This window comes from Gracilibacillus salitolerans, from assembly GCF_009650095.1.
Classification (GTDB): domain Bacteria; phylum Bacillota; class Bacilli; order Bacillales; family Amphibacillaceae; genus Gracilibacillus; species Gracilibacillus salitolerans.
Map to the genome: position 1 here is coordinate 2473472 of NZ_CP045915.1, position 23252 is coordinate 2496723.

The 23252-nt window shown below is 34.8% G+C and carries 23 protein-coding genes and 2 pseudogenes; 17 read left to right on the top strand and 8 right to left on the bottom strand.

The features are described 5' to 3' along the window. Positions 1 to 121 precede the first annotated feature (121 nt). Together GI584_RS11580 and GI584_RS24230 are read left to right on the top strand one after the other, a co-directional pair. Positions 122 to 334, top strand: coding sequence for a hypothetical protein (locus GI584_RS11580; RefSeq protein WP_153791324.1), 213 nt, complete (start codon positions 122 to 124; stop codon positions 332 to 334). A gap of 34 nt (positions 335 to 368) precedes the next feature. Continuing rightward, positions 369 to 503 carry a hypothetical protein gene (locus tag GI584_RS24230; RefSeq protein ID WP_267902848.1) on the top strand — a complete coding sequence of 45 codons (135 nt, stop codon included), beginning with the start codon at positions 369 to 371 and terminating at the stop codon, positions 501 to 503. Positions 504 to 694: 191 nt separating this feature from the next. Here the strand turns inward: GI584_RS24230 and GI584_RS11585 are convergent, their stop codons facing one another. The 3 genes and pseudogenes from GI584_RS11585 to GI584_RS24050 all read right to left on the bottom strand — a co-directional run. Further along, positions 695 to 1243 (bottom strand): CBO0543 family protein, encoded by a 549-nt coding sequence (locus GI584_RS11585; protein WP_100360523.1) that lies wholly within the window; start codon positions 1241 to 1243, stop codon positions 695 to 697. Between the two features lie 41 nt (positions 1244 to 1284). Continuing rightward, a complete protein-coding gene (locus GI584_RS11590) occupies positions 1285 to 1776 on the bottom strand; it encodes a CBO0543 family protein (RefSeq protein ID WP_153791325.1) in 492 nt (163 codons plus the stop codon). A 1021-nt stretch (positions 1777 to 2797) separates the two neighbouring features. After that, positions 2798 to 2924: pseudogene (locus tag GI584_RS24050) on the bottom strand (toxin C-terminal domain-containing protein); the annotation flags it as partial. Positions 2925 to 3076: 152 nt separating this feature from the next. Here GI584_RS24050 and GI584_RS24395 point away from each other — a divergent pair. Then, a pseudogene (locus tag GI584_RS24395) lies at positions 3077 to 3324 on the top strand (IS256 family transposase); the annotation flags it as partial. 52 nt (positions 3325 to 3376) lie between these two features. Here the strand turns inward: GI584_RS24395 and GI584_RS11605 are convergent. Further along, on the bottom strand, positions 3377 to 4093 hold the full coding sequence (locus GI584_RS11605; RefSeq protein WP_153791327.1) for a hypothetical protein: 717 nt from the start codon (positions 4091 to 4093) through the stop codon (positions 3377 to 3379). A gap of 213 nt (positions 4094 to 4306) precedes the next feature. Between GI584_RS11605 and GI584_RS11610 the strand changes: the two genes are divergently transcribed. Both GI584_RS11610 and GI584_RS11615 read left to right on the top strand, forming a co-directional pair. Beyond that, positions 4307 to 4420 (top strand): YjcZ family sporulation protein, encoded by a 114-nt coding sequence (locus GI584_RS11610; RefSeq protein ID WP_100360520.1) that lies wholly within the window; start codon positions 4307 to 4309, stop codon positions 4418 to 4420. A 618-nt stretch (positions 4421 to 5038) separates the two neighbouring features. After that, a complete protein-coding gene (locus GI584_RS11615; RefSeq protein ID WP_153791328.1) occupies positions 5039 to 5794 on the top strand; it encodes a hypothetical protein in 756 nt (251 codons plus the stop codon). 364 nt (positions 5795 to 6158) lie between these two features. Here the strand turns inward: GI584_RS11615 and lexA are convergent, their stop codons facing one another. Beyond that, positions 6159 to 6779, bottom strand: a complete 621-nt coding sequence (lexA, locus tag GI584_RS11620) for a transcriptional repressor LexA (RefSeq protein ID WP_153791329.1) — start codon at positions 6777 to 6779, stop codon at positions 6159 to 6161. Positions 6780 to 7042: 263 nt separating this feature from the next. Between lexA and GI584_RS11625 the strand changes: the two genes are divergently transcribed. The 6 genes from GI584_RS11625 (at position 7043) to GI584_RS11650 (ending at position 11969) form a co-directional block, all read left to right on the top strand. Beyond that, positions 7043 to 7705 carry a YneB family resolvase-like protein gene (locus GI584_RS11625; RefSeq protein WP_153791330.1) on the top strand — a complete coding sequence of 221 codons (663 nt, stop codon included), beginning with the start codon at positions 7043 to 7045 and terminating at the stop codon, positions 7703 to 7705. 108 nt (positions 7706 to 7813) lie between these two features. Further along, entirely contained in the window at positions 7814 to 8041 is a 228-nt protein-coding gene (locus tag GI584_RS11630) for a DUF896 domain-containing protein (protein WP_153791331.1), read from the top strand. A gap of 166 nt (positions 8042 to 8207) precedes the next feature. Continuing rightward, entirely contained in the window at positions 8208 to 10208 is a 2001-nt protein-coding gene (tkt, locus tag GI584_RS11635; protein ID WP_100360515.1) for a transketolase, read from the top strand. 250 nt (positions 10209 to 10458) lie between these two features. Beyond that, positions 10459 to 10683 carry a YneF family protein gene (locus tag GI584_RS11640; protein ID WP_100360514.1) on the top strand — a complete coding sequence of 75 codons (225 nt, stop codon included), beginning with the start codon at positions 10459 to 10461 and terminating at the stop codon, positions 10681 to 10683. 112 nt (positions 10684 to 10795) lie between these two features. Then, positions 10796 to 11500 carry a cytochrome c biogenesis CcdA family protein gene (locus GI584_RS11645; RefSeq protein WP_153791332.1) on the top strand — a complete coding sequence of 235 codons (705 nt, stop codon included), beginning with the start codon at positions 10796 to 10798 and terminating at the stop codon, positions 11498 to 11500. A gap of 43 nt (positions 11501 to 11543) precedes the next feature. Further along, on the top strand, positions 11544 to 11969 hold the full coding sequence (locus GI584_RS11650; RefSeq protein ID WP_100360512.1) for a Na(+)/H(+) antiporter subunit B: 426 nt from the start codon (positions 11544 to 11546) through the stop codon (positions 11967 to 11969). A gap of 103 nt (positions 11970 to 12072) precedes the next feature. Here GI584_RS11650 and GI584_RS11655 read toward each other — a convergent pair whose 3' ends face one another. Then, positions 12073 to 12546, bottom strand: coding sequence for a DUF2621 family protein (locus GI584_RS11655; RefSeq protein WP_100360511.1), 474 nt, complete (start codon positions 12544 to 12546; stop codon positions 12073 to 12075). Positions 12547 to 12737: 191 nt separating this feature from the next. On the opposite strand from GI584_RS11655, the gene GI584_RS11660 reads away from it, so the two are divergent. Continuing rightward, the gene (locus tag GI584_RS11660; RefSeq protein WP_100360510.1) at positions 12738 to 13838 is read left to right on the top strand and encodes an ATP-binding protein; all 1101 of its coding nucleotides are present in this window, start codon (positions 12738 to 12740) and stop codon (positions 13836 to 13838) included. 180 nt (positions 13839 to 14018) lie between these two features. After that, positions 14019 to 16721 carry an aconitate hydratase AcnA gene (gene acnA / locus GI584_RS11665; RefSeq protein WP_153791333.1) on the top strand — a complete coding sequence of 901 codons (2703 nt, stop codon included), beginning with the start codon at positions 14019 to 14021 and terminating at the stop codon, positions 16719 to 16721. A gap of 429 nt (positions 16722 to 17150) precedes the next feature. On the opposite strand, the gene GI584_RS11670 is transcribed toward acnA, so the two are convergent. Together GI584_RS11670 and GI584_RS11675 are read right to left on the bottom strand one after the other, a co-directional pair. Further along, entirely contained in the window at positions 17151 to 18146 is a 996-nt protein-coding gene (locus GI584_RS11670; protein ID WP_153791334.1) for a glutaminase, read from the bottom strand. A 548-nt stretch (positions 18147 to 18694) separates the two neighbouring features. Beyond that, on the bottom strand, positions 18695 to 19270 hold the full coding sequence (locus tag GI584_RS11675) for a CBO0543 family protein (protein ID WP_228552396.1): 576 nt from the start codon (positions 19268 to 19270) through the stop codon (positions 18695 to 18697). A gap of 296 nt (positions 19271 to 19566) precedes the next feature. On the opposite strand from GI584_RS11675, the gene GI584_RS11680 reads away from it, so the two are divergent. From GI584_RS11680 to GI584_RS11695, 4 genes are read left to right on the top strand one after another with little or no spacing between them, the layout of a single operon-like run. Then, entirely contained in the window at positions 19567 to 20163 is a 597-nt protein-coding gene (locus GI584_RS11680) for a TlpA family protein disulfide reductase (protein WP_194842186.1), read from the top strand. A gap of 18 nt (positions 20164 to 20181) precedes the next feature. Then, complete coding sequence (locus GI584_RS11685; protein WP_194842187.1) at positions 20182 to 22467, top strand: AAA family ATPase; 2286 nt, start codon at positions 20182 to 20184, stop codon at positions 22465 to 22467. Continuing rightward, on the top strand, positions 22464 to 22886 hold the full coding sequence (locus GI584_RS11690; RefSeq protein WP_153791337.1) for an acyl-CoA thioesterase: 423 nt from the start codon (positions 22464 to 22466) through the stop codon (positions 22884 to 22886). Before GI584_RS11685 ends, GI584_RS11690 begins: the two co-directional genes overlap by 4 nt. A gap of 2 nt (positions 22887 to 22888) precedes the next feature. Continuing rightward, on the top strand, positions 22889 to 23188 hold the full coding sequence (locus GI584_RS11695) for a hypothetical protein (protein ID WP_153791338.1): 300 nt from the start codon (positions 22889 to 22891) through the stop codon (positions 23186 to 23188). Positions 23189 to 23252 lie beyond the last annotated feature (64 nt).

A 23252-nucleotide genomic window follows, 5' to 3' on the forward strand; every position in this document is an offset into this window, starting at 1 on the left:
CAATGGTTCCTTTATCCATGTGTATCACCTCCCTTAATTAATATTTAAAAATGGCAAAATTAAAGCGATAGCTGCTATAGCTACCGCCACCCATGCTAAGATCTTTGATTTAAAGAAGAAAGTGAAGGCAACAAATCCTAATGCAGTTATTGGAAAGAAAAAGACTGCTATCTTAAAAGTAGATGGCAAGTGGGGTAATGCAACTACAAGAGCATTGCAAAAATATTTAGGAACTACAATAGTTGGGATTAGAAGTGATCAGGTACGTAACAGCGTAACAAACGCTTTTTATGGGACTACTATTGGCTTTGGTAGGGTAAAAAGGGTAGCTTAGTCATTAAAGCGTTACAAAGCAAGATAGTTGCTATGTGGATGGTTTACTAGGACCTGAAACAATCGGTAAGTTGCAACAGTATTTTGGTATTGTTTATGATAAGAAATTAAGTAGGCCGTCGCTTGTAGTCGAAGAGTTACAACGTCGTTTGAATGCAGGCACATTTTAATAAGTTGTGAATACAATTTATGTAGTTAAAAAAAGGAGTGCCACAGAAAAGCGCTCCTAATTAAATAGAGAAGGGTGGATTTACATAAAAAGTAAACTCAGCCAATTTGACAATAACCGGGAAGTGATTACAGCAAAGGCTAATTAAATTAATACAACCTTATAATTTGAGTGCAACATTTTACAAATTTATTACGAAAGAGAAATATATGATTTTCCATGACATATACGATGAGCAATTAAATATAGGATGAAATAAATCGGAATAGAGTATATATGCTCCCAAGTCAAAGGCTCATAAATCTCAATAAATATAAAGAACGGTTCAGCGACAAAAGCTGTAACTACTCCAAATACACATCCTTTAATGTATGGACTTATATTGGGTTTTATTTGAAGAAAAAACATTGTAAAAACTGGTATTAAAGATACATCCCAAGGTGTAAATGCTGGGATAAAGGGTAGTACCTCGTATTTATATAGCCAAAATCCCAGTTGTATACCAAGAGAATCTAGCAATGTAGATATAGTAATCATAAAAAAGCCTGATGTTAACAATCGTAATGAACTGTCTTTTTTTCTGAATAAAAACCACAAAATCCAAGGAATAATAGTTAAACCCAAACCAATCCACCACTGCCAAGTAAATACAATATATTCTAACCATATCTGTATTTGTTCGTTGTTTATTTCATGTATCTTTTCAAATAATTCCTGAATCCGTTCTATCCCCTTATTCATATATAGCCCACTCACTTTCTAAATACTTAAACCGAATAAAATTAGAAATAATTGAATGTAAACATATAAAAAAGAACCGATGGTATAGTTAGCGTAATACCCCAAATAATGTTAATATAATGAATTCTTAACATAAGTAACATATGAATAACAAAGAAAAAGGACCACCAAAAATTCCAACCATTGTGATATGTAATTATTTCGTATTTTAAACCTATATATTCAACAATTATATAAATCAATACCCACTTGCTTATGTGCATGACAGTTCTAACACGAGATGTCGGATAATTTGACAAAAAGAGTAAAACAGATAAAGGATAAATAAATCCTCCATGTAGAAGAACTGTATTTAAATAGTTTAACCCACCAGGTTCAAGCTTCCATAAATAAAATTTTTCATGAGCAATAACTTCATACAAGAAGTTACAAGAAGTTATATAAAGCATAGTTGGATAATACTTATTGATATTTTCCCAATCTCCTCTAATAATAGAAGCTACCAGTACCCATAATGCAATTGCAAGATGCATTCTTAACCTTCTTTTGACAGTATTTACTATTTATGTTTATTATTATTAGTAAATAAATAAATAATTATTCATTTAATTACAGTAGCATTAAGTCAGGGAGCAAATTATTATCGTGTATTCATATTGCAGTTTAGACCCATTCGGTTAGTTTAAGTAAAAAAGCTCATAGTGATGAGGTTAGATTCTTTCTTTGATTTTCTTACTCTCAAACAACTCCTCCAAAATCAAAAGAACGTTCTTACGAATAGGAGGTGTTACTTTTAAAACCAGATAAAATAGGTAAAGGATACGGTCAGGCTATCATTAGTTCTTTAATTAAAGACTTTAATATTAAGAAAATCGATGTAAATGAAGACAATGAAAATGCAACTAAATTCTATATAAAGAATGGATTTCATATATTAAACCAATCAGAGATAGACTCTTCCGGTCGTCCATGAGATAAAAATAAAAAAGAATAGCTCAAAATTATAGGCTATTCTTTCTGTTTAAATAAATCAAATATTACCGCTTTCGAAGTCCTTATTAAATAGATCAGAGTAATTTTGTTTTAAATTTTCTATTTTTTCAACATTATTTGAGATTATATCAATAACATCGCTACTCACATATAACAGGAATGTATCGTTTGAAAAAGAAATATAAGCTTCTTTGTGACCTTTATAGATTGCTATGCAATACTTCATTACATCATGACGGTTTAAATTTTTAATCGTAACGTATACTTCACCTTCACCAGTCGTTTCATCTTCAACTACGGTTTCATGCCAGTTTCTTATATCAATTATTTTACCGATTTTGGATTTGGAAGAATAACGCTTATTGTTAGTAATATATTCTGATACAAATATAACATTTATTTTATCCTCTTCTTTAAATACAACTCCATTATTTTTCGGATTAAAGTAATATTTAATTCATCCATACCAAATCTAATTCTTTGCTCTAAAGTAGCTTGAAAATAAGGGGTATCTATTACAATCGAAATCAATGTTAAAATCATTTAATTTAACCAACTTATTTAATCTCCTATCCTTTTTAAATTCACATCATAAGTACCAGATTTAGTTTTTTTACTACCCAAATTTTAATCGAGGTGGCGTTTTCCAAATACCATTTGATTTGTGTCTATCTTTATCTACAGATATTTAGTAATAGAAGTATTAATCTTTTGTTCATCATTGGTATCCTCTTTTGTTGCAAAAAAGTGATATTCCCAAAATTTATAATATAGCAAAAAATGTAAAAAATAAAGAAAATAATGGGCAAAGGCAGCATAAGTGTATGTGATTATACATCATATGGAAGTGCCATACATAAAATTATGTACACCACAAATGCGGTAGAATGTTTTAATTCTAGCTTTAGAAAAGTAACTAAAAAGGAGCATTCTCCAAAGAGAACGCTCCTCTAAGAGTCTTATATTTACGAACAAAAGAACTTGAAAACAAATAGGAAGGTGACCATTTCAACAATGGTCAATGGTAGTTGAAACCGTTATTAATTCATGATCATCTGAATGTACGTGTGTTAAGATACGTAGAATAACGTACACACTTTTCTTAACAAGCCCAAACCCTTTGTACCAGCCTCATTTAATTTATTTATTTGCTTTTTCTTTTTCCTCCCTATTTTTCCCTGTCATCATAAAATTTAGTGGTTTCCAACTGTTTTCTATTTTCTCTACAATATGATAGGTTCGCTCAAATAAAATCGAACGAAGATTATCTACCTGTCTAAATGTTTTTTCCATTAATGCTTCTTGATTTTCAAAATCGTCTAGAACTTTATCTTGTTTTTCATCCTGTTTAGAAATTTGCTCTGCCATTTGTTGATGGAGCATATACAATTCATTCATCTGAGAAGTAAGCTGCTCCGATAATGACTTATAGTTTGAAAGTTGACTCATGATCTCCTGATTTGACTTACTAACATGATCTAATTTTTCTACAATATATTCCTGCTTAACATCTTGTTCATCTTCCATTAAATGTTTAAGTTCATGATTTTTCTTCTCTAGCACTTGTAACCACTCCCTTGCTTCCTGTTCAAATTTCTCATGTTTTGTGGTTTTTTTATATAAATGTTCTAATCTACTCCTCAGTTCATTCCCTTTTTTTGCTTCTGTAAATTCATATTGCTGATGCCTTATTTTTATATCCTTCACTTCTTTGGTTAATAATTCATTGAAATTTTTCTGCTCTTGAATGATGTCAGCAAAGTGGTCGGTTTTAAAATAACTTTGATTTGGACCTCCAATCTCTCTTTCAAGTTGAAATACACCTGGATGTTCAGATTTATTAATAAATAGTCCCATAAAAGTCACCACCTTTAGCACTTTTTTTCATTGTATGCTTCTACATTAGAAATGGATAATTGACCTAGAGGGGAGTAGGTGGGATGTGTTTGGGGTTATGCATCATCAAAAGGGGCAACTATCTTTTTTTAAAATCACATGACACTTGCCATTACGACGTTAAGAAATTATACATACAATACAGTATCTAAGCTTAAGGAGGTGTTACTTATTATGAGTGCTGGAGCAGGTTATGGTTACGGTGGAGGTTTTGCATTGATTGTAGTACTGTTTATCCTATTAATTATCATTGGTGCATCCTTTGGTGGTGGCTATGGTGGTTATTAATATGATTTAAGTGTAATCATTTCTATACACCCTTCTCTTTAAGATACCGATCGAAAAGTAATCTCCTTTCTGAAGCCAATTTATTTGGCTTCTTTTAGTGTAAGTTTCTTTATAAGCAATCCAACTCGAATGAACTAAACAGTTCGGCTGCAACAGGATTCATCCCCAATAAATATCCATTCTGATCTAAGTACGTATCTCTCCATTTCTCCGATAAATAAAAAAACTTGCTATATTGAGTGAAAACTCACTAATAAAGCGAGGTTCAAATACAGTCTCAGACTATCAACTAGTAATCGATTTTAAGTATACTTTTTACATCTACATTTAAATGAAAGATAGAGTTACTTAGTATATATGAACTAGTAACCATAAAATCGCTAAAATTAGTATCATCCAAAGTTGTATTTACTTTTCCGTATAAGGGAACTGATTTTCTCTCTTAATAAAATTTGCACTTTGAATGCTTTTGTATATTGATTTCTCTTAGCTTCAAATCAAATATAAACATTTAGACCAGATTTTGTAATGAACGCCCACACAAAAATAATTTCAATAAGTAAAATAAAGAGAATCCAAAAATGGGTTAAGAAATTAAATGGAAAGGGATGGGATAAAATGACTCATCAAAAATGTGGGGTAAAAGTCGAAGTTCCAGGAAAAATTCCTATAAAACCAAAAAGCAGAAGAAAAAAGCATGATTGTCCACCGAAAAAACATGATTGTCCATCGAAAGAACATGCGGCAGGTTGTGAATGTAATGTAAAAAAACCTGCTCTCCAACCAGCTCGGTTGACTAACGATTGTGTAGTAGTAAATTCACTTGTAGGAACAAAGTCAGTGCAAAAGGTTGCAGAACTAACATTACCTCTAACAGCTTTAGGTTTAGATGTTTTAGAAGATCTTGTATCAGTTCAACTAGTTCCAAATCTTAATGAGGTTACTCAAAATGCACGTATTTTAAGGGATAAAGTTGTTAATATTGGTGTCCTACCAGTAACGATTACTGTTACAATTGCAGGTGTCGAAGCACCGGTCACGTTAGATACTACAATTCCGTTCCAAGAGCATACAGACTTCCCTGGGGCTTGCCCAGAAGATACCTTACAAGAAACACCTCTTGAAGTCGAAGGAATCTTCACTCAACCTGGGGTACCAGTAGTAACTGGACCTGTAGTTGGAGACTTGGTTACAGGTATTTTATTTAAAGTGATTCTAAGAACAAATATAACTGTTACTCGCCCAATTATACAGGATGCACAAGGAAATATTTGTGATGTGAATCCGAATCGCTGTGATAACTTAGGGAATGCACCTTCCTTCACATTGCCTGCACCAGCAAATGGTGATGGGGGTATAATTCCATTAAGTTAATGGGTTATAATCATATTTAATAGCTTGACGATGACCAAAACCCGTGTGAATTATAGTTCATATGCAAGTGCACGAGAAATCGGACCATATTCCTGAATATATGACAATGTAAAGTAACCCTTGGCACTCTTGGTGCCAGGGTTTCCTTTTTTATCTTTTTCTATACTTAGAAAAACTAAAAAAGATAACTCACGCTACCCTGATAAGTATCGCTAGTCATTAATAGTGGAGGAAGAAACTCCCACTGATGGAAGTCTTATTTTTATTAGTATACATAATAATATTATAATAAATAGCGGGTGATAATATTAACAAAAGAAAAGTGCGACTTTTCTAAAGTACGCACTTTTTAATCCTGCATTTTTTATATACTGCGATACAATCCGACGACTTTTCCTAAAATACTGACATTATCATAGATTAACGGCTCCATCGTTGCATTTTCCGGCTGGAGGCGTATATAATCCTTTTCTTTAAAGAAACGTTTTACAGTAGCCTCACTGTCCTCTGTCATTGCAACTACAATATCTCCATTTTCTGCTGTGTTTTGTTGTTTGACGATTACTTTGTCTCCATCTAATATACCAGCTTCAATCATACTGTCTCCTTCAATGATCAGTACAAATAACTGTTCACTTACATGCATCTCATTGTGGGGAATCGGTATATATTCTTCGATATTTTCGACTGCTGTGATCGGAAGACCTGCCGTTACTTTCCCAATCACTGGTGCAAATGTGGCTTCCGTTTTCGGGATTTCCAGTTCCCCGTCTTGTGGAAGTACTTCTATAGCTCGTGGTTTAGTTGGATCACGTCTGATATAGCCTTTCTTCTCCAATCTGGCTAAATGACCGTGAACGGTTGAACTCGATGCTAAACCAACTGCTTCCCCAATCTCACGAACAGATGGCGGATATCCTTTTAGCTCTACTTGCTCTTTAATATAAGCTAATATCTCCTCTTGTCGTTTTGATAGATTTGTCATATTTAAATCTCCTTACGCGTATTATTTATTAATCAAAGTATAGCATAGCAAGCTAATATTTACAAACATTCGTTCGAGAAAAACTATTGACATGAACATTTGTTCGTGTATAATAAAGATGCGAACAAAAGTTCTGTGGAGGGATTTATAATGTTAAAAAATATTTCTAAAGTTGACATCTTCTATTTGGTTGCTTTTATACTAGCTATTGTCTTTTTTTATTTTTCAGCAGTAACTAGTCTATAGAATAAAGGAGTAAACCTATGTCGAAAGCGATCATTTATTGTCGTGTTAGTACAGAAAAGGAAGCACAAGAAACTTCTATTAAACGGCAGCAAGAAGAATTGCAATTGTTTGCAGATAAATATAACTTCGAGATCATTAAAATAATAGAAGAAAAACAGAGTGGATATGAAATTGAACGAGAAGGTATTTTCGCAATGCTAGAAGAGTTTCAAAATGGTAATGCAGACACATTACTTGTTCAAGATGAAACAAGACTTGGAAGAGGAAATACGAAAATCGCATTACTTCATCAATTGAATCGATTAGATGTTAACATATATACACTGTCACATAATGGTGAATTACAATTATCAGAAGGCGATTCTATGGTGTTACAAATCGTCTCTATAGTAGAAGAATATCAACGGAAATTACATAATGCGAAAATTAAAAGAGGAATGAAGAAGGCGGTAAGTAATGGTTTTAACCCCGCTGATAATCTTTCAAATCAGCATCTTGCTAAAGGTCGAGAACGAATAGATTTTCCGATAGAAGAAGTAATCAGATTAAAAGGGAATAACTTAACTTTTAAAGAGATTTCATCTGTTTTAAGAGGAATGGGATATGATGTATCTAAAGCAACCGTTCATCGCCGGTATCAGGAATACCAATCACTTGAAAACTTACAAAATCATGATTAGAATGAAGATAGAGTATACTATTCGTGTATACTCTTTTTTCATGGAAGCGAATATAGAGTAGGATAAATCGACAGTTATTATGGAATAGAAAAGAGGTGTCAAATCTCTATGTTATCAAAGGAAAAAATCGCTCGTATTAATACGTTAGCAAATAAAGCGAAAAAAGAAGGATTAACGGATGAAGAAAAACAGGAACAAAAATCGCTGCGTGAAGCATACCTGAAAAACGTTAGAAAATCCTTTAAAAACCATATGAAAGGGATGACAGTCATTGACCCTAACGGGAATGATGTCACTCCAGAAAAATTAAAACAATTAAAAGAGAAGAAAAAGTAGCGACTTCTACTTTTTCTTCAAAATATTAAAAAATTTAACAAAAACTGATATTTCTAAAGAAATTACTCGCTTTTTGACTTGATATACTTGTCTTTAAAGTGATTTCGTTATAGGATTATAAATGTGCGTACATATTTTGCATTTTGGAAAGGGGACAAATTAAACGATGTCAAAGCAAATTGAACAAATGTCTATTAATGCAATTAGAACATTGTCAATAGACGCGATTGAAAAAGCTAATTCTGGTCATCCAGGGTTACCAATGGGTGCGGCACCAATGGCATATACCCTCTGGACACAACACATGAATCATAATCCGAAAAGCTCTAAATGGTTTAATCGTGATCGTTTTGTATTATCTGCAGGTCATGGTTCCATGTTACTTTACAGCTTACTTCACTTGTCAGGTTATGATGTAACAATTGAAGACCTAAAAGGGTTCCGTCAATGGGATTCTAAAACTCCTGGTCACCCGGAAGTACACCATACTGATGGGGTAGAAGCGACTACAGGACCATTAGGTCAAGGTGTTGCAATGAGTGTTGGTATGGCAATGGCTGAAAAACACTTAGCTGCTAAATATAATAAAGATAATTATAATGTAGTTGATCACTATACCTTTGCAATTGTTAGTGATGGGGATCTAATGGAAGGGATTTCTCATGAATCTGCCTCTCTAGCTGGTCACTTAAAATTAGGCAAACTTATTGCGTTGTATGACTCTAATGATATTTCATTAGATGGTGAATTAAACAAAGCATTCTCTGAGAATGTAGAAGATCGTTTCAAAGCATACGGATGGCAAGTAATCCGTGTTGAAGATGGTACGGATACAGAAACAATTTCAAAAGCTATTGCAGATGCTAAAGCAAATACAGACCAACCAACATTAATTGAAGTAAAAACTGTAATTGGTTATGGTTCTCCTAACAAATCTGCTTCAGCTGCTTCACATGGTGCGCCACTTGGAGAAGACGAAGTTAAATTAACAAAAGAATTCTATGATTGGGAGCACGAAGATTTCCACGTGCCTGACGAAGTATATCAGGATTTTGAAACAAAAATCGTTGAAAACGGTAAATCAGTCGAACAAGAATGGAAGGAATTATTCGATTCTTATAAGCAAGCATACCCGGAACTAGGTCAGGAATTAGATAATGCAATTAATAATAAATTACCTGAAGACTGGGATAAAGATTTACCAGTGTATGAAGCAGGTAAAGATGAAGCCGCTACACGTGCTACATCTGGTGAAGTATTAAATGCCATTGCTAAAACTGTACCATCTTTATTCGGTGGTAGTGCAGACTTAGCAGGTTCTAATAAAACTAACCTTAAAGATGCAGGTGATTTCTCAGCAGCTACGCCTGATAATCGAAACATCTGGTTTGGTGTGCGTGAATTCGCAATGGCAGCTGCACTGAATGGTATGGCGTTACATGGTGGACTAAAAGTATTCGGTGGTACTTTCTTCGTATTCAGTGACTACTTACGGCCAGCAGTTCGTCTATCAGCTATTCAAAGCCTACCTGTAACATATGTATTAACTCATGATTCCATTGCAGTAGGGGAGGACGGCCCAACTCACGAACCTGTAGAACAACTAGCTGCGTTTAGAGCTATGCCAAATCTTTCTGTTATTCGTCCTGCAGATGGTAATGAAGTACAAGCGGCATGGCGTTTAGCAATTGAGTCTACTTCACAGCCAACTGCATTAGTACTTACACGTCAAGGTCTACCTACTTTAGAAGGAACTGCTGAAAAAGCATATGAAGGTGTTAAAAAGGGTGGATATGTGGTAAGTCCAGCATCTAAAGAAACTCCAGATGCTATCCTTGTCGCAACTGGTTCTGAAGTGCAGCTTGCAGTAAAAGCACAAAAAGCATTAAAAGAAGAAGGTAAAGACGTGAGCGTTGTTAGCATTCCATCATGGGATCGTTTTGATAAACAAGATGCAGCATACAAAGAATCTGTTTTACCAAGTGCTGTAACGAAACGTGTTGGTATTGAAATGGCTTCTTCATTAGGCTGGGAACGTTATGTTGGTCTTGAAGGAAAAATAATCTCGATCGATAGATTTGGTGCATCCGCAAACGGAAACAAAATTATCGAAGAATACGGCTTTACTGTAGAAAACGTTGTAAACCACGTAAACGAATTATTCTAATTTATCAAAATGGGACAGAGGACAGGTTCCTCGTCCCATTTTTTTACACAATAGGATAACAATAAATTTTCGCAAGATTTAAATAACGGAGAGAAATTTCGTAAGTGCAAAGCATAAGCTATGGCTTTCACCAAACTACGTCGATAAGCCAGTTTTATCTAACCATAAATAAGTTAATAGACAAGTGCTTGTATTATTAAATGACTTTTACTATACTGTATAAGAGACAAATTGAAGGAGGAACAATCGAATGAGCACTGTTCTTTGGATTATACTTATCGTCGTTGCTCTTTTAGCTGGGGTTGCCCTTGGCTTTTTTATCGCGAGGAAGTATATGATGAACTACTTAAAGAAAAACCCACCAATTAATGAACAAATGTTGAGAACTTTAATGATGCAGATGGGGCAAAAACCATCACAAAAGAAAATCAAACAAATGATGCGCTCTATGAACAATCAAATGGATAACAAATAAAAACGCATTGTAACATAATTGTCGAATTAGAATCCTTGCTATTAAACAGCAAGGGTTTTATCATATTTATAGAAATAGTTCTATAAATATTGTGGAGTTTGGAGTGACCAACTTGAGTGAAGTAAACATTTTTATTGCATTTGGTGCAGGTTTTTTATCATTTATCTCTCCATGTGTATTACCCCTATATCCTGCATTTCTTTCATACATCACTGGAATGAGTGTCAATGATATAAAAGAAGAAAAAGCAATGTTTAACTATAAAAGTATCCTACATACATTATTTTTTCTGCTTGGGTTTTCTAGTATATTTATCATTCTCGGTTTCACAACGAGTTATATTGGTGAATTTTTAACGAGATGGGACGATTTAATTAGACAAATAGGTGCGATCATGATTATTTTTTTTGGACTTATAATAGTAGGTGCATTAAATTTTAATTTCTTGATGAAAGAGAGAAAACTTCATTTTAAAAATAGACCTGCAGGCTTCGTGGGATCGTTTATCATTGGTATGGCATTTTCACTAGGCTGGACACCTTGTACAGGTCCAATTCTTATGGCAGTTATTTCTCTTGCAGCAACAAACACAGAACTTGGGATTATATTAATGGCTACTTATTCATTAGGTTTCTCTCTTCCTTTCTTTATTCTTGCCTTTTTTATTGGTAAAATGAAATGGATCAAGAGAAATTCACAAAAGTTAGTAAAAATCGGTGGATACGTGATGATTTTTATGGGGTTCTTCTTGTTTTTCGATTTAATGACGAAGCTCACATCATTTCTTGCAGGATTTTTTAACTTTCAAGGATTTTAACAAAGAGATAGAGAAATACTAACGATATTTGGAGGGGAAATCTATGGCAAAAACGAATGACTTAATTTTAAAAACGATGACAGTATTAATCGCTTTTATTTTGTTTGGTTTTGCAGTAAATTTATTTTTTGCAGGGCACAATGAACCGGGTGGAGGTTTTATTGGAGGCTTAATGACTGCGGCAGCAATTGTTCTGATGTATATGGCTTATGGTGAGAAAGCTGTTAATAAAGTATTGCCAGTTAATTATCGTACTATGATTTCAGTTGGTCTTATTATTGCAATTGCTACTGGAGTTGGATCCTTCCTATTTGGTCAACCTCTCCTTAGCCAAACATATGATTATTTTCACGTCCCTATTTTCGGGGAGGTAGAGCTGGCAACGGCACTATTATTTGATTTAGGTGTTTATTTAACGGTTATCGGAGTAACGATGACGATTGTCTTAACAATCTCCAGTGATCGATAAAGCGAGACAATCAACAGCAATTCCTTCACTGTTGATTAGCGAAACTTATCGGCTGCTAGCGACCGAGATAAAAAAACGCAGCAAGACACGTTTACCGTAGATTTTAGCGTGTTCTTGCTGCGTATTTTTTATTTCGGTAATCTTCAGGTGAATATTGGAAGTATGGTTCATATTGTTTAATATCGATGGATTTTTCTTTTAGTTTTTTTCGCAAAAATTTATGATCTCGTTTGGGGGTTGCCATAATATAACCTTGAATTAATGTTTCTTGTGTAATTTTATTTTCATTTTTTTCAAGAGCTAGGTGACCTATTTTTCCGGCAATCTTCTGTCTGGCTACATCACGAAACAATTCTGGTACTGGGGATACTAACTCTTCAAGAAAGCTCTTTTCATCATCTCTCCATAGATGTTTCGATTGTTCTATATAATATTTTTCCCAATCCAAATCAGATTTTCCATCATCTTTTGGCAAACTTTTTAAAAATTTGCGAAACATAAAATATCCACCAATTGCTATCAGGCCTAATAAAATAAAAGTCCATACAACGATGAATATCATAAAGTTAAAAGACATAAGGGTGACACCCGCCATTCTTATTAATTATCGTTTTATTTTTATGTAAAATATAGTAATATAACTATGAATCGTAAATTTAGTCATGAATATTTATATTTCTCATATAATTTACTAGATCGTTGATATTATAGCATGTTTAGACTTTTTAACAAAATAATTGTGATCAAAAAGAGTTAGGGGGTAAGGCCTTGCTTAATTATGTCGATCAGCCAGATAGCACTAGTGTTAATGATGAAGTTGAGAAAAACATCATGCTTTCTGATTTACCTAAAAATATCCTTGATAAGGTTGAATCTAATGGATTTGACCTCATATGTATAAGTGATTATTCCGGCAAGATTGAATATATTTCGGAATCTGTTAGAAGGGTGCTGGGCTTTAATAAAGCACAATTAACTGGTAAGTCAGTGTTTCGTTATATCATGCGTAATGATCAGAAATATGTCAGAAAATACTTTGATATAAATAATTCACAGGAGCAGAAATTTTATATACATATTCGTAATCAGATTGGCAGATTTATCGTCTTTGAAACGGTTCTTCAAGTAATTAATTGGAACGGAGAAAAAAAGATCTTGTCACTTTCTAGAGATATTTCTGATAAAAAACAAGCGGAGGAAATGTTGATACGATCTGAGAAAATGTCAATTGCAGGCCAATTAGCTGCGGGTATTGCTCATGAAATTAGAAATCCCCTTACTTCATTAAAAGGTTTCGTTCAGCTATTACAAGGGGGTATTAATAGTAAAGAAGAATATTATAAAATCATGATGGACGAAATCGATAAAATAAACACGATTACATCGGAGTTGTTGTTTATTTCTAAGCCAATGACAGACGATAAAAATGATGAGAATATAAATAAAATGTTGCATGATGTAATGACACTACTAAAAACCCAAGCTAACTTATTTGATATTGATTTAGTTTTAGAAGCAGATGATGAGGACTGTATTGTGTACTGTGATCGTTCACAAATCAAACAGGTTTTTATCAATTTAATAAAAAATGCTATTGAGGAAATGACAGATGGTGGAATGATACATGTTTTAATCAAAAATAATGAAAAAGAGTGTGAGATAGCCATAAAAGACCAAGGACCAGGTATTCCTAAGCATCTTATTCATAAATTGAAAGAGCCTTTTTTTACAACAAAAAAGAATGGTACCGGTTTAGGGTTAATGATATCTAACCAAATTATCGATAATCATAGTGGAAGATTAGAGATTGAATCGGAAAACGGTCAAGGAAGTACTTTTAGTATTTTTCTTCCATTTAATGAAAAATGATACTAATAATTGGAATTGAACTCATAGATTTATAGATTTAATCGATTTTTTGCTGTGAATCATTTTACTTATAAACCGATTTCATTTAAAATAGTATGGTGCGTACTATGTTACATAGTATTTAGAGATATGAGAGATCAGATTTCGGTCTAACATTTTTGAAGGGGGTAACGCAACGAAATGACTAATCAGAATCCATTTCAAGCAAAAAAGCAATTTGATCTGAACGGTAAAAAGTATAACTATTACCAGTTAAAGGCTTTGGAAGAAGCAGGAATTGGTAATATCGATCGTTTACCTTTTTCGGTTCGTGTCTTACTTGAATCGTTAATCCGCCAACACGATGGACATGTTATTAAAGACGAACATGTTCAGAGTCTAGCAAACTGGGGTAAAGTGAAAGGTGAAGATGTTCCATTCAAACCTTCTCGTGTTATTTTACAAGACTTTACCGGTGTTCCAGCAGTAGTTGACCTTGCTTCTCTACGTAAAGCAATGGTAGATATGGGTGGTTCACCTGATAAGATTAACCCAGAGGTACCGGTTGATCTCGTAATTGACCACTCTGTACAAGTAGATGAATATGGTACAAAGAATGCATTACAAGCTAACATGGAATTAGAATTTGAACGTAATGCAGAGCGTTATGAATTCTTAAACTGGGCACAAAAAGCTTTTGATAACTATCGTGCCGTTCCACCAGCAACTGGTATCGTACACCAGGTAAACCTGGAGTATATTGCAAATGTAGTACATGCTACGGAAAATGAAAATGGAGAAATTGATGCCTTCCCTGATACATTAGTGGGTACTGACTCACATACAACAATGATTAATGGTTTAGGAGTATTAGGTTGGGGTGTTGGTGGTATCGAAGCGGAAGCTGGAATGCTTGGACAACCTTCATACTTCCCTGCACCAGAAGTAATCGGTGTGAAATTTACCGGAAGCTTCCCTAATGGCACAACAGCTACTGACTTAGCGTTGAAAGTTACACAAGTTTTACGTGAGAAGAAAGTAGTAGGTAAGTTCGTTGAATTCTTTGGACCAGGTCTACAGGATATGCCTTTAGCAGATCGTGCTACTATTTCAAACATGGCGCCAGAATATGGTGCAACATGTGGTTTCTTCCCAGTAGATAAGGAGTCATTAAACTACCTTCGTCTAACTGGTAGAAGTGAAGAGCAAATCGCACTTGTAGAGAAGTACTGTAAAGAAAACAGCTTATGGTATTCACCAGATCAAGCAGATGCAGATTTTACAGAATTAGTGGAAATCAATCTTTCTGAACTAGAACCAAACCTATCTGGTCCTAAACGTCCACAAGACTTAATTCCGTTATCTGCAATGAAAAAGTCATTTAATGAAGCAATTACAGCTCCTGCTGGAAACCAAGGCTTTGGACTAGATGCTTCTGAATTTGATAAAGAAGTGGAAATCAAGCATCCAAATGGACGTGAATCAGTTATGAAAACTGGTGCGGTTGCGATTGCTGCAATCACATCTTGTACAAACACTTCCAACCCTTATGTTATGCTAGGAGCAGGTTTACTTGCGAAGAAAGCAGTAGAAAAGGGACTGGAAGTTCCAGCATATGTGAAGACTTCATTGGCACCTGGTTCAAAAGTTGTAACAGGATACTTAGAAGATGCAGGTTTAATGCCATACTTAGACCAATTAGGTTTCAACCTAGTAGGTTATGGATGTACGACATGTATTGGTAACTCTGGTCCATTACGTGAAGAAATTGAAAAAGCGATCGCGGATAACGATTTAACAGTTTCTGCTGTCCTTTCTGGTAACCGTAACTTTGAAGGTCGGATCCACCCATTAGTGAAAGCTAACTACTTAGCTTCTCCACCATTAGTTGTGGCATATGCACTAGCGGGATCTGTTGATGTTGACCTTCAGAATGATCCAATTGGTCAAGACAAGGATGGCAATGCTGTTTACTTTAAGGATATCTGGCCATCTATGGAAGAAGTACGTGAACAGGTAGAAAGAGTCGTAACACCGGAAATCTTCCGTAAGCAATATGAGAACGTATTTAAATCTAACGAAAAATGGAACGCAATCGAAACAACTGACGAACCATTATATTCTTGGAATGATGACTCTACTTATATTCAAAACCCTCCGTTCTTTGAAGGACTTTCAAAAGAACCTGGTAAAGTAGAGCAATTATCTGGACTACGTGCCATTGGTAAGTTTGGTGATTCGGTAACAACTGACCACATTTCGCCAGCAGGTGCGATTGCAAAAGATATGCCAGCAGGTACATACCTGCAAGAGAAAGATGTTTCTCCTCGTAACTTTAACTCTTATGGTTCTCGTCGTGGTAACCATGAAGTAATGATGCGTGGTACATTTGCAAATATCCGTATCAAGAACCAATTAGCACCAGATACGGAAGGTGGTTATACCACTTACTGGCCAACTGGTGATGTAATGCCTATCTATGATGCAGCAATGAAATATCAACAAAACGATACAGGACTTGTTGTTCTTGCTGGTAACGATTATGGTATGGGAAGCTCTCGTGACTGGGCTGCAAAAGGTACTAACTTATTAGGTATTAAAACAGTTATTGCACAGAGCTTTGAGCGTATTCACCGTTCAAATCTAGTAATGATGGGTGTGTTACCTCTTCAATTTAAAGAAGGTGAAGGTGCAGATTCACTAGGTTTAACTGGTAAGGAAACATTTGAAGTACAAGTTGATGAGTCTGTTATGCCACGGGACACCGTAAAGGTTACAGCTACAGACGAAGACGGCAAAGTAACAGAATTCGAAGTAATTGCACGTTTCGAAAGTGAAGTGGAAGTAGACTACTACCGTCACGGTGGTATCCTTCAAATGGTACTTCGTAATAAACTTGCTTAATAGATTTTAAAAGAAAAGATAGTCCGATTATGGGCTATCTTTTTTTATACTTATGAAAGAAAGTATAAAATTCGGGTATTTGTCTAGCTACGAGTGCCCAAAAACTAGGTGACTTCACGAATCGCCCTACGATAAGTCATCATCGGTTCGCAAAGCTCACCGCGATTCCTTTATCTCAGTTGATTCGTTCCAGTCGCTACGTTTCTAAAGGGCGCTCTGCGCTTTTCTTATTATGGCTTTGCTCAAGTTTAATGTTGATATTAGTAGAAAAAGTAGAAATTCCATGTATAAGAAGTTCCACTTTTTCTTTTTTAACCAAGAGCGATGTATAGATTGGATAATAGTATTCAATCGGCCAAACTCTTCTAAGATTTCAAGTTCATCTATAGTAATGGTATACCTTCCGTAAATATATACGGAGTCAATCCTTTAAAATATACTTAAATCCCATTGCTTTGCTATATGCCGGAGAAGCTTAATTCCTGCAATGCTATTGCCTTGTTTATCGAGCGCAGGACCATAGACCCCAATTCCACACCCTTCAAGGAAAGGGAGATCTTCGTGCCTTGCTCTTGGAGGAGCAACTGCAACAATTCCACCAGAGACACCACTTTTTGCTGGAATTCCAACATAAGCAGCAAATTTCCCAGAAGCATCATACATCCCACAAGTCAGCATCAATGATTTTGCTAAACGAGCAACTTGCCTTGGAATAATTTCAATCTGCGTTTTAGGATCCTCACCGTCATTTGCTAAGATCATTCCTAAATGTGCCAAATCCTGAAGTGAAATTTCGATGGAACATTGTTTAAAATAAGTTTCCAATGTCAGTTCTAGCTTTGACTCCAGATAGCCAGTTTCTACTAGATAATATCCAATAGCTCGATTTCGTACCGAAGTTTCACTTTCCGACTTAAATATATCAACGTTTAATACAGGACGGTACTTTAAAATATCTTCCAGTAACCGGAATAGCGGCTCTAGTTTCTCATCAGATGTTTTTCCGTTCAATAGCGATGTTACGGTAATTGCGCCAGCATTCACAAATGGATTAAATGGCTTTTTGAGCTTTTTCATTTCTAAATGCATAATTGAATTAAAAGCCTCACCAGTCGGCTCCACATCGACTCGATTCAGCACATAAGAAACTCCTCTTTCCATACACGCTACAATAAAGGTAAAAACTTTGGATATACTTTGTATCGTAAAAGGAATGCCAACATCTCCAGATTCAATGGTAACACCGTTAATACCCATGATTGAAATTCCCAAGTGATTCTTATCTGCTTGCTTTAAGAGTGGTATGTAGGAAGCAAGTTCCCCTTCTTTTGTATGTTTGCTATAAAATTTCACCCAGTCATCTACATAATTTTGTTGCCAGCTTTTCGTTAATTTTGTATTTTGATTAATAGCTCCTTGTACCAAAAAAAACACCTCACCTGGTAGTAGTTTGTGTATCTATTGATGAAAGTTGCATGGAAAGAGAAAATAGTTAAATTAATCAATTTAATTTTGGTCATAAACTCCAGTTTAAAGCTAACTCATTTTAATTTCCAACTTGTTCCATAATTAACTTATTTAATAAAAAATAGTCAATTGCGATGAAACGGAGAAAAATATTGAAAAAGTATAGCTGCAATAAGTTGTATCTTTATAAATGGCTTTAAGTTCTTCCATAAAAAGACCATCTCCTAGGTACCAATAGAAGTAGTTTAAAAGATCAAGATGTGCAAATAGAAATCCTTGTCAAATAGAGAAACGATGGAAGAAAAAAGTGAGTTTAGAATAAAGTTTGATCAAAACACCCCGCAAACCCATATATATTTTTCGTTAAATTAAAAGAACCCAATTTGAAAAAAGATTGATCAAATTGGATTCTTTCTTTGTGAAATGCTATAAATTTTTATAAAAAAGTTCGGTTATTTCTATCGTTGATCTTCAACAATCACGGTAGATTGTGGCAGATTACGTAACTAATGACTATCTTCGTTATTTTTATTGATTTCTTCAAAGGAAGCCCTTCGGCTAAACCAGTGTGCAAGTAAATACATTAAGATCAATATAATAAATGAATTTGTAAGCGACCAATCAATTTTCTTATATAAATCCATCATACCCAACAGTGGCAAACCTGCATATGCACCAAAACCACCGAAGATAATTGCTTTTATAAATGGATTAAATTGAGGCTTAAATTGTAACAACAGCATTGCAAATACAGGCAAAACCGATAATCTGAATGAAAAGCTTACAGTAGCCAGGGGGATAACTTTTATTGGGTAAGCCCATTTTCCATAACTTACACCAAACGCGTCCAAAATCTCAGATATAACCATTATCAACAAACCAGCGGAAAATATAAGAGCAGAATTTTTACGGTCACGGAATATTGCCCAGATAATCCAAGGAACAATCATCATAGTCAATGCTATCCACCATTGCCACGTAAATAAGAAAGCGTCCATAACAGATTCAATAGTTAACTGATTTGCTTCAGTCATTTTCTGGGTAGCTTTATCTATTTGATCCAATCCTTCCTGGTAAGTCATCAATTGTCCACCTTCTTTCCCAATAAATTCATTGGTACCATAGCTCCTTAGACTATACTTTTTCTGTTTGCTTAGGTGCATTCATTTAACATGAATACCTAGCATTTATCTGGCCCGATTGGTTAATTATCACAATCCGATTCTTCAACGTAAATTGCATCAAATTTATTTACAAAGGAACGAATCGCGGAGAGTGGATGGAATTTAATAGGTAGGGGGCTCGTATTTTTATCATTAGACGCTTTTGTTGTTATCTTATATAATAGGTTTTAGTGCTATTGTAAAGGATGATAGTTATGTGGAAAAGTGTTTTATCGGTATCTGTTGTGTTGATTTTAGTTGTTATTTTGATAGTTACAAATTTCACAAATATTGGAGAAAAGCAATCTGAACCGAATATTATAGATGTTACAGAAGATACGTCTGTAGAAGGGGTAGGCATTACTGCACCAAATGTACAACAATTACAAGCTGGTGATCAGGCGCCCAATTTTAGATTGCCTGATTTTTCAGGTGATAAGGTGGAGACATTTGATGTGGACCAAGACTATATTTTACTAAATTTTTGGGCAACGTGGTGTAGACCTTGTCTCGAAGAAATGCCTGATTTGCAGACGTTTGAGAATGAAAATAAGGATACAATAAAGGTTGTTGCAGTAAACACTACGAATAGAGAAACTTCAATCGACAAAGTAAAAACATTCGTTGAGGAGGGTGACTTTCAATTTACTGTTTTATTAGATGAAGATGATACCGTCTATGAACATTATTCAATTATCGGTATGCCGACATCATTTATAATTAGAACAAGTGATCAAAAGATTATGAAACGAATTAATGGTGCTATGACATTAGACCAAATGCAAGATTACCTAAAAGAGTTACAGAGCTAGAAGTGATCGGGAAGGAGTATGTTTGTGTTAACAATAGAGTGGCAAGAAATAGAGAAAAAAATTCAAAGTTGGAATTCACTCGATGAGATTCCACCATACAATGAAATAGAAATACTACGGATCCTGGACAAAGTTGAGCAAGCAACTTTTTCATTACAAGTAGATTCAGAAGCACTGTTATACAGTATGCTCACTTTTTATCGTTTAAAAAGAAACGTAACAGATGATCATTTAAATAAACATCTCGAACAATTAAAACAAGAAAGTAATCATCCGATGGTTGCAGATGTACAAACATTAAAACACTATTTATCAATCTATAATGATATGCAGGAGACCGATCTCGTGCAGTATCATATTCGTGAAACAGACTTTGATCCGGTTAAACTCAAAAAAGCTAAAGCACTCTTAATGGAAATGGCTCGTTTTTCAAAATTAAAATCAATCCATACAGCTTCAACCAGTCGTATCAAAAAAACATATGACCAAATTTTTGACCAGGTGGAATTTATTGAAGATGTAGCTGAATCAATGGTGTACACCTTAGAACAACGAAAATCAACGAAAGAAATTCAACCATATAATGAAGCAGTCGAAAAATTAAGCTATTATATTACACTTTTTTATGATGCTTTACCATCTTTCATTAAAGATGAAACTACTTCTGATCCATTAGATGAATTAACAAAAATGATTGGATTAGAAGAGGTTAAGGATTATATTAATCATTATTATCAATATTTAAAATATCAGCAAAAAAGAAAAGAAGCTGGGTTTCAAATGGTTGATGAACAAGGGTTAAATATGGTGATTACTGGAAATCCTGGAACAGGTAAAACAACGATTGCTCGCTTATTAGCTAATATTTACTATCGCCTTGGTCTGCTTGAAACAAATGAAGTGATTGAAGTGAACCGTTCGCAATTAGTCGGTTCCTTTATGGGGCAAAGTGAAGAGAATACATTAAATTACGTCAAGAAAGCTTTAGGTGGGGTACTTTTTATCGATGAAGCTTATAATTTAAAACGAGAAGACCAAACTGGTAATGATTATGGTCAAGCAGTTATTGATACACTGGTTTCCAGTATGACCAGTAAGGAATATGCTAATAAATTTGCGGTAATTATTGCAGGATACCCTGATGAAATGCAGCATTTTTTATGGTCGAACCAAGGGTTAAGAAGTCGTTTTCCAGATGGAAATTTTATTAAGCTGCCTGATTTCTCAAATGAAGAATTATTACATATTGCAGAGGATGCGGCCTTACAAAATGACTACTTTTTTACAGAACAGGCTCGACATCGCTTCTTATCCTTAATTGAAAAGGCACGTGTGGATGAATCATTTGGTAATGCTCGTACCGTTAAAGATTTGGTACTAAAAGTTATTTTCCATATCGGTGCAAGTCATGAATTACCATTAGAGGATAATTGGCTAGCCCATATGCGCATATCAGAAGAAGATATCACTGCACTTGATGATCAGAAGGATTCTACTGAGCCAATGGAACAGCTGGAACAATTAATTGGGCTCGATAATGTGAAAGAAGAAGTCAAAAAGTTATCTGCATTTGTTCAAGTACAACAAAAGCGCAAATCATTACAACTACCGACTGTACCTGTTCAATTACATTCCGTCTTTTCGGGTAATCCGGGTACTGGAAAAACGACAGTTGCCAAATTATTTGCACAAATTTTAAAACAATGTGGATTACTGAAACGAGGTCATCTGGTTGTAGCTTCAAGGAGCGATCTTGTCGCTGGATTCGTAGGTCAAACAGCAACGAAAACCAAGAATAAAATCCGTGAAGCTTTAGGTGGCGTATTGTTTATTGATGAAGCATATGCGTTATATCGAGGGGAAAAAGACTTTGGTAAAGAGGCGATTGATACGTTAGTTGACGAAATGACAAAGCATAATGAAAATATCGTGATTATCCTTGCCGGTTATAAAAATGAAATGGAGCGTTTCATTGCCAGTAACCCAGGATTGGAATCAAGGTTTAAAAAATATTTTCATTTTCAGGATTATACCAAAGAGGAACTTCTGGAGATGGTGCGATTTCATGTTCAAGAATTTCAATATCAGTTGGACGAAGACGTGACTGATTATCTGTTAAAGCAATTTGAAGATTCGACAATTAGCGGAAATGGCCGCTTCATTGTAAATCTAATAAACGAAGCGATACAGTATCAGGCATTACGGCTTGATATAGAAACAGAACAAATAGAGAAGCTAGAACTGTTAACGAAAAAAGATTTTGAATTAGCATGGAAATCTATTAGGGGGACGCAACAGCAATGAAAGTAACTACACCAATTAAAGTAAGATATCAGGAAACGGATCAAATGGGGGTCGTCTACCATGCCAATTATTTAATTTGGTTTGAGATAGGAAGGACAGCATTTATAGAAGAATTAGGCTTTAAATATCATGAAATGGAAGCAAAGGGTATTGTTTCCCCAGTTGTTGATGCCAATATTCAATTTAAGCATCCAATTCGTTATGGTGACGATGCCTATGTTGAGACGTGGCTGGAGAAATATAATGGCATTCGCACAACTTATGGATATCGAATTGTTGATCAGGACGGAAAAATCGCAGTTTCAGGAGAGACCCAACATGTTATAGTAAAAAAAGATAATTTTCGTCCACTGTCCTTAAAAAAGCAATTTCCCAATTGGCATGAAGCATATCAGAAAGCCTTAGAAAGTGCGAAATAATTATGGCCTTCGGAATTGACAGAAATACGTTAAGAAAATGGAAATCAGATGTCAGGAATGGGGACATAGCTTTTTTAACACATTATTGGCTCGATGATCGATTTCCTGGTTGTACGACTGTTACAAAAGTAGGTTGTGCTGATTATCAGAAACTAATTGCTTGGGGTAAAAAATATGACCTAAGGAAGGACTGGATTCACCAAGATCCGAACTTTCCACACTTTGATTTATTTGGAGACACGCAAAAAGAAATCTTAACCAATGAACAACAATGGGAACAGATAAAAAAATTTCAATTGTAAATAAAGTTCTAAGTCAATAGTTAAATTGAACGAAAGTGAGAAAAATGTACGACACTACGGTGTT

Coding starts and splice junctions, on each gene's coding strand:
- GI584_RS11585 (WP_100360523.1), bottom strand. CDS start 1,243: ATGAATAAGGGGATAGAACGGATTCAGGAATTATTTGAAAAGATACAT.
- GI584_RS11590 (WP_153791325.1), bottom strand. CDS start 1,776: ATGCATCTTGCAATTGCATTATGGGTACTGGTAGCTTCTATTATTAGA.
- GI584_RS11605 (WP_153791327.1), bottom strand. CDS start 4,093: ATGGGACTATTTATTAATAAATCTGAACATCCAGGTGTATTTCAACTT.
- GI584_RS11610 (WP_100360520.1), top strand. CDS start 4,307: ATGAGTGCTGGAGCAGGTTATGGTTACGGTGGAGGTTTTGCATTGATT.
- GI584_RS11615 (WP_153791328.1), top strand. CDS start 5,039: ATGACTCATCAAAAATGTGGGGTAAAAGTCGAAGTTCCAGGAAAAATT.
- lexA (WP_153791329.1), bottom strand. CDS start 6,779: ATGACAAATCTATCAAAACGACAAGAGGAGATATTAGCTTATATTAAA.
- GI584_RS11625 (WP_153791330.1), top strand. CDS start 7,043: ATGTCGAAAGCGATCATTTATTGTCGTGTTAGTACAGAAAAGGAAGCA.
- GI584_RS11630 (WP_153791331.1), top strand. CDS start 7,814: ATGTTATCAAAGGAAAAAATCGCTCGTATTAATACGTTAGCAAATAAA.
- tkt (WP_100360515.1), top strand. CDS start 8,208: ATGTCAAAGCAAATTGAACAAATGTCTATTAATGCAATTAGAACATTG.
- GI584_RS11640 (WP_100360514.1), top strand. CDS start 10,459: ATGAGCACTGTTCTTTGGATTATACTTATCGTCGTTGCTCTTTTAGCT.
- GI584_RS11650 (WP_100360512.1), top strand. CDS start 11,544: ATGGCAAAAACGAATGACTTAATTTTAAAAACGATGACAGTATTAATC.
- GI584_RS11655 (WP_100360511.1), bottom strand. CDS start 12,546: ATGTCTTTTAACTTTATGATATTCATCGTTGTATGGACTTTTATTTTA.
- acnA (WP_153791333.1), top strand. CDS start 14,019: ATGACTAATCAGAATCCATTTCAAGCAAAAAAGCAATTTGATCTGAAC.
- GI584_RS11675 (WP_228552396.1), bottom strand. CDS start 19,270: ATGACTTACCAGGAAGGATTGGATCAAATAGATAAAGCTACCCAGAAA.
- GI584_RS11680 (WP_194842186.1), top strand. CDS start 19,567: ATGTGGAAAAGTGTTTTATCGGTATCTGTTGTGTTGATTTTAGTTGTT.
- GI584_RS11685 (WP_194842187.1), top strand. CDS start 20,182: ATGTTTGTGTTAACAATAGAGTGGCAAGAAATAGAGAAAAAAATTCAA.
- GI584_RS11690 (WP_153791337.1), top strand. CDS start 22,464: ATGAAAGTAACTACACCAATTAAAGTAAGATATCAGGAAACGGATCAA.
- GI584_RS11695 (WP_153791338.1), top strand. CDS start 22,889: ATGGCCTTCGGAATTGACAGAAATACGTTAAGAAAATGGAAATCAGAT.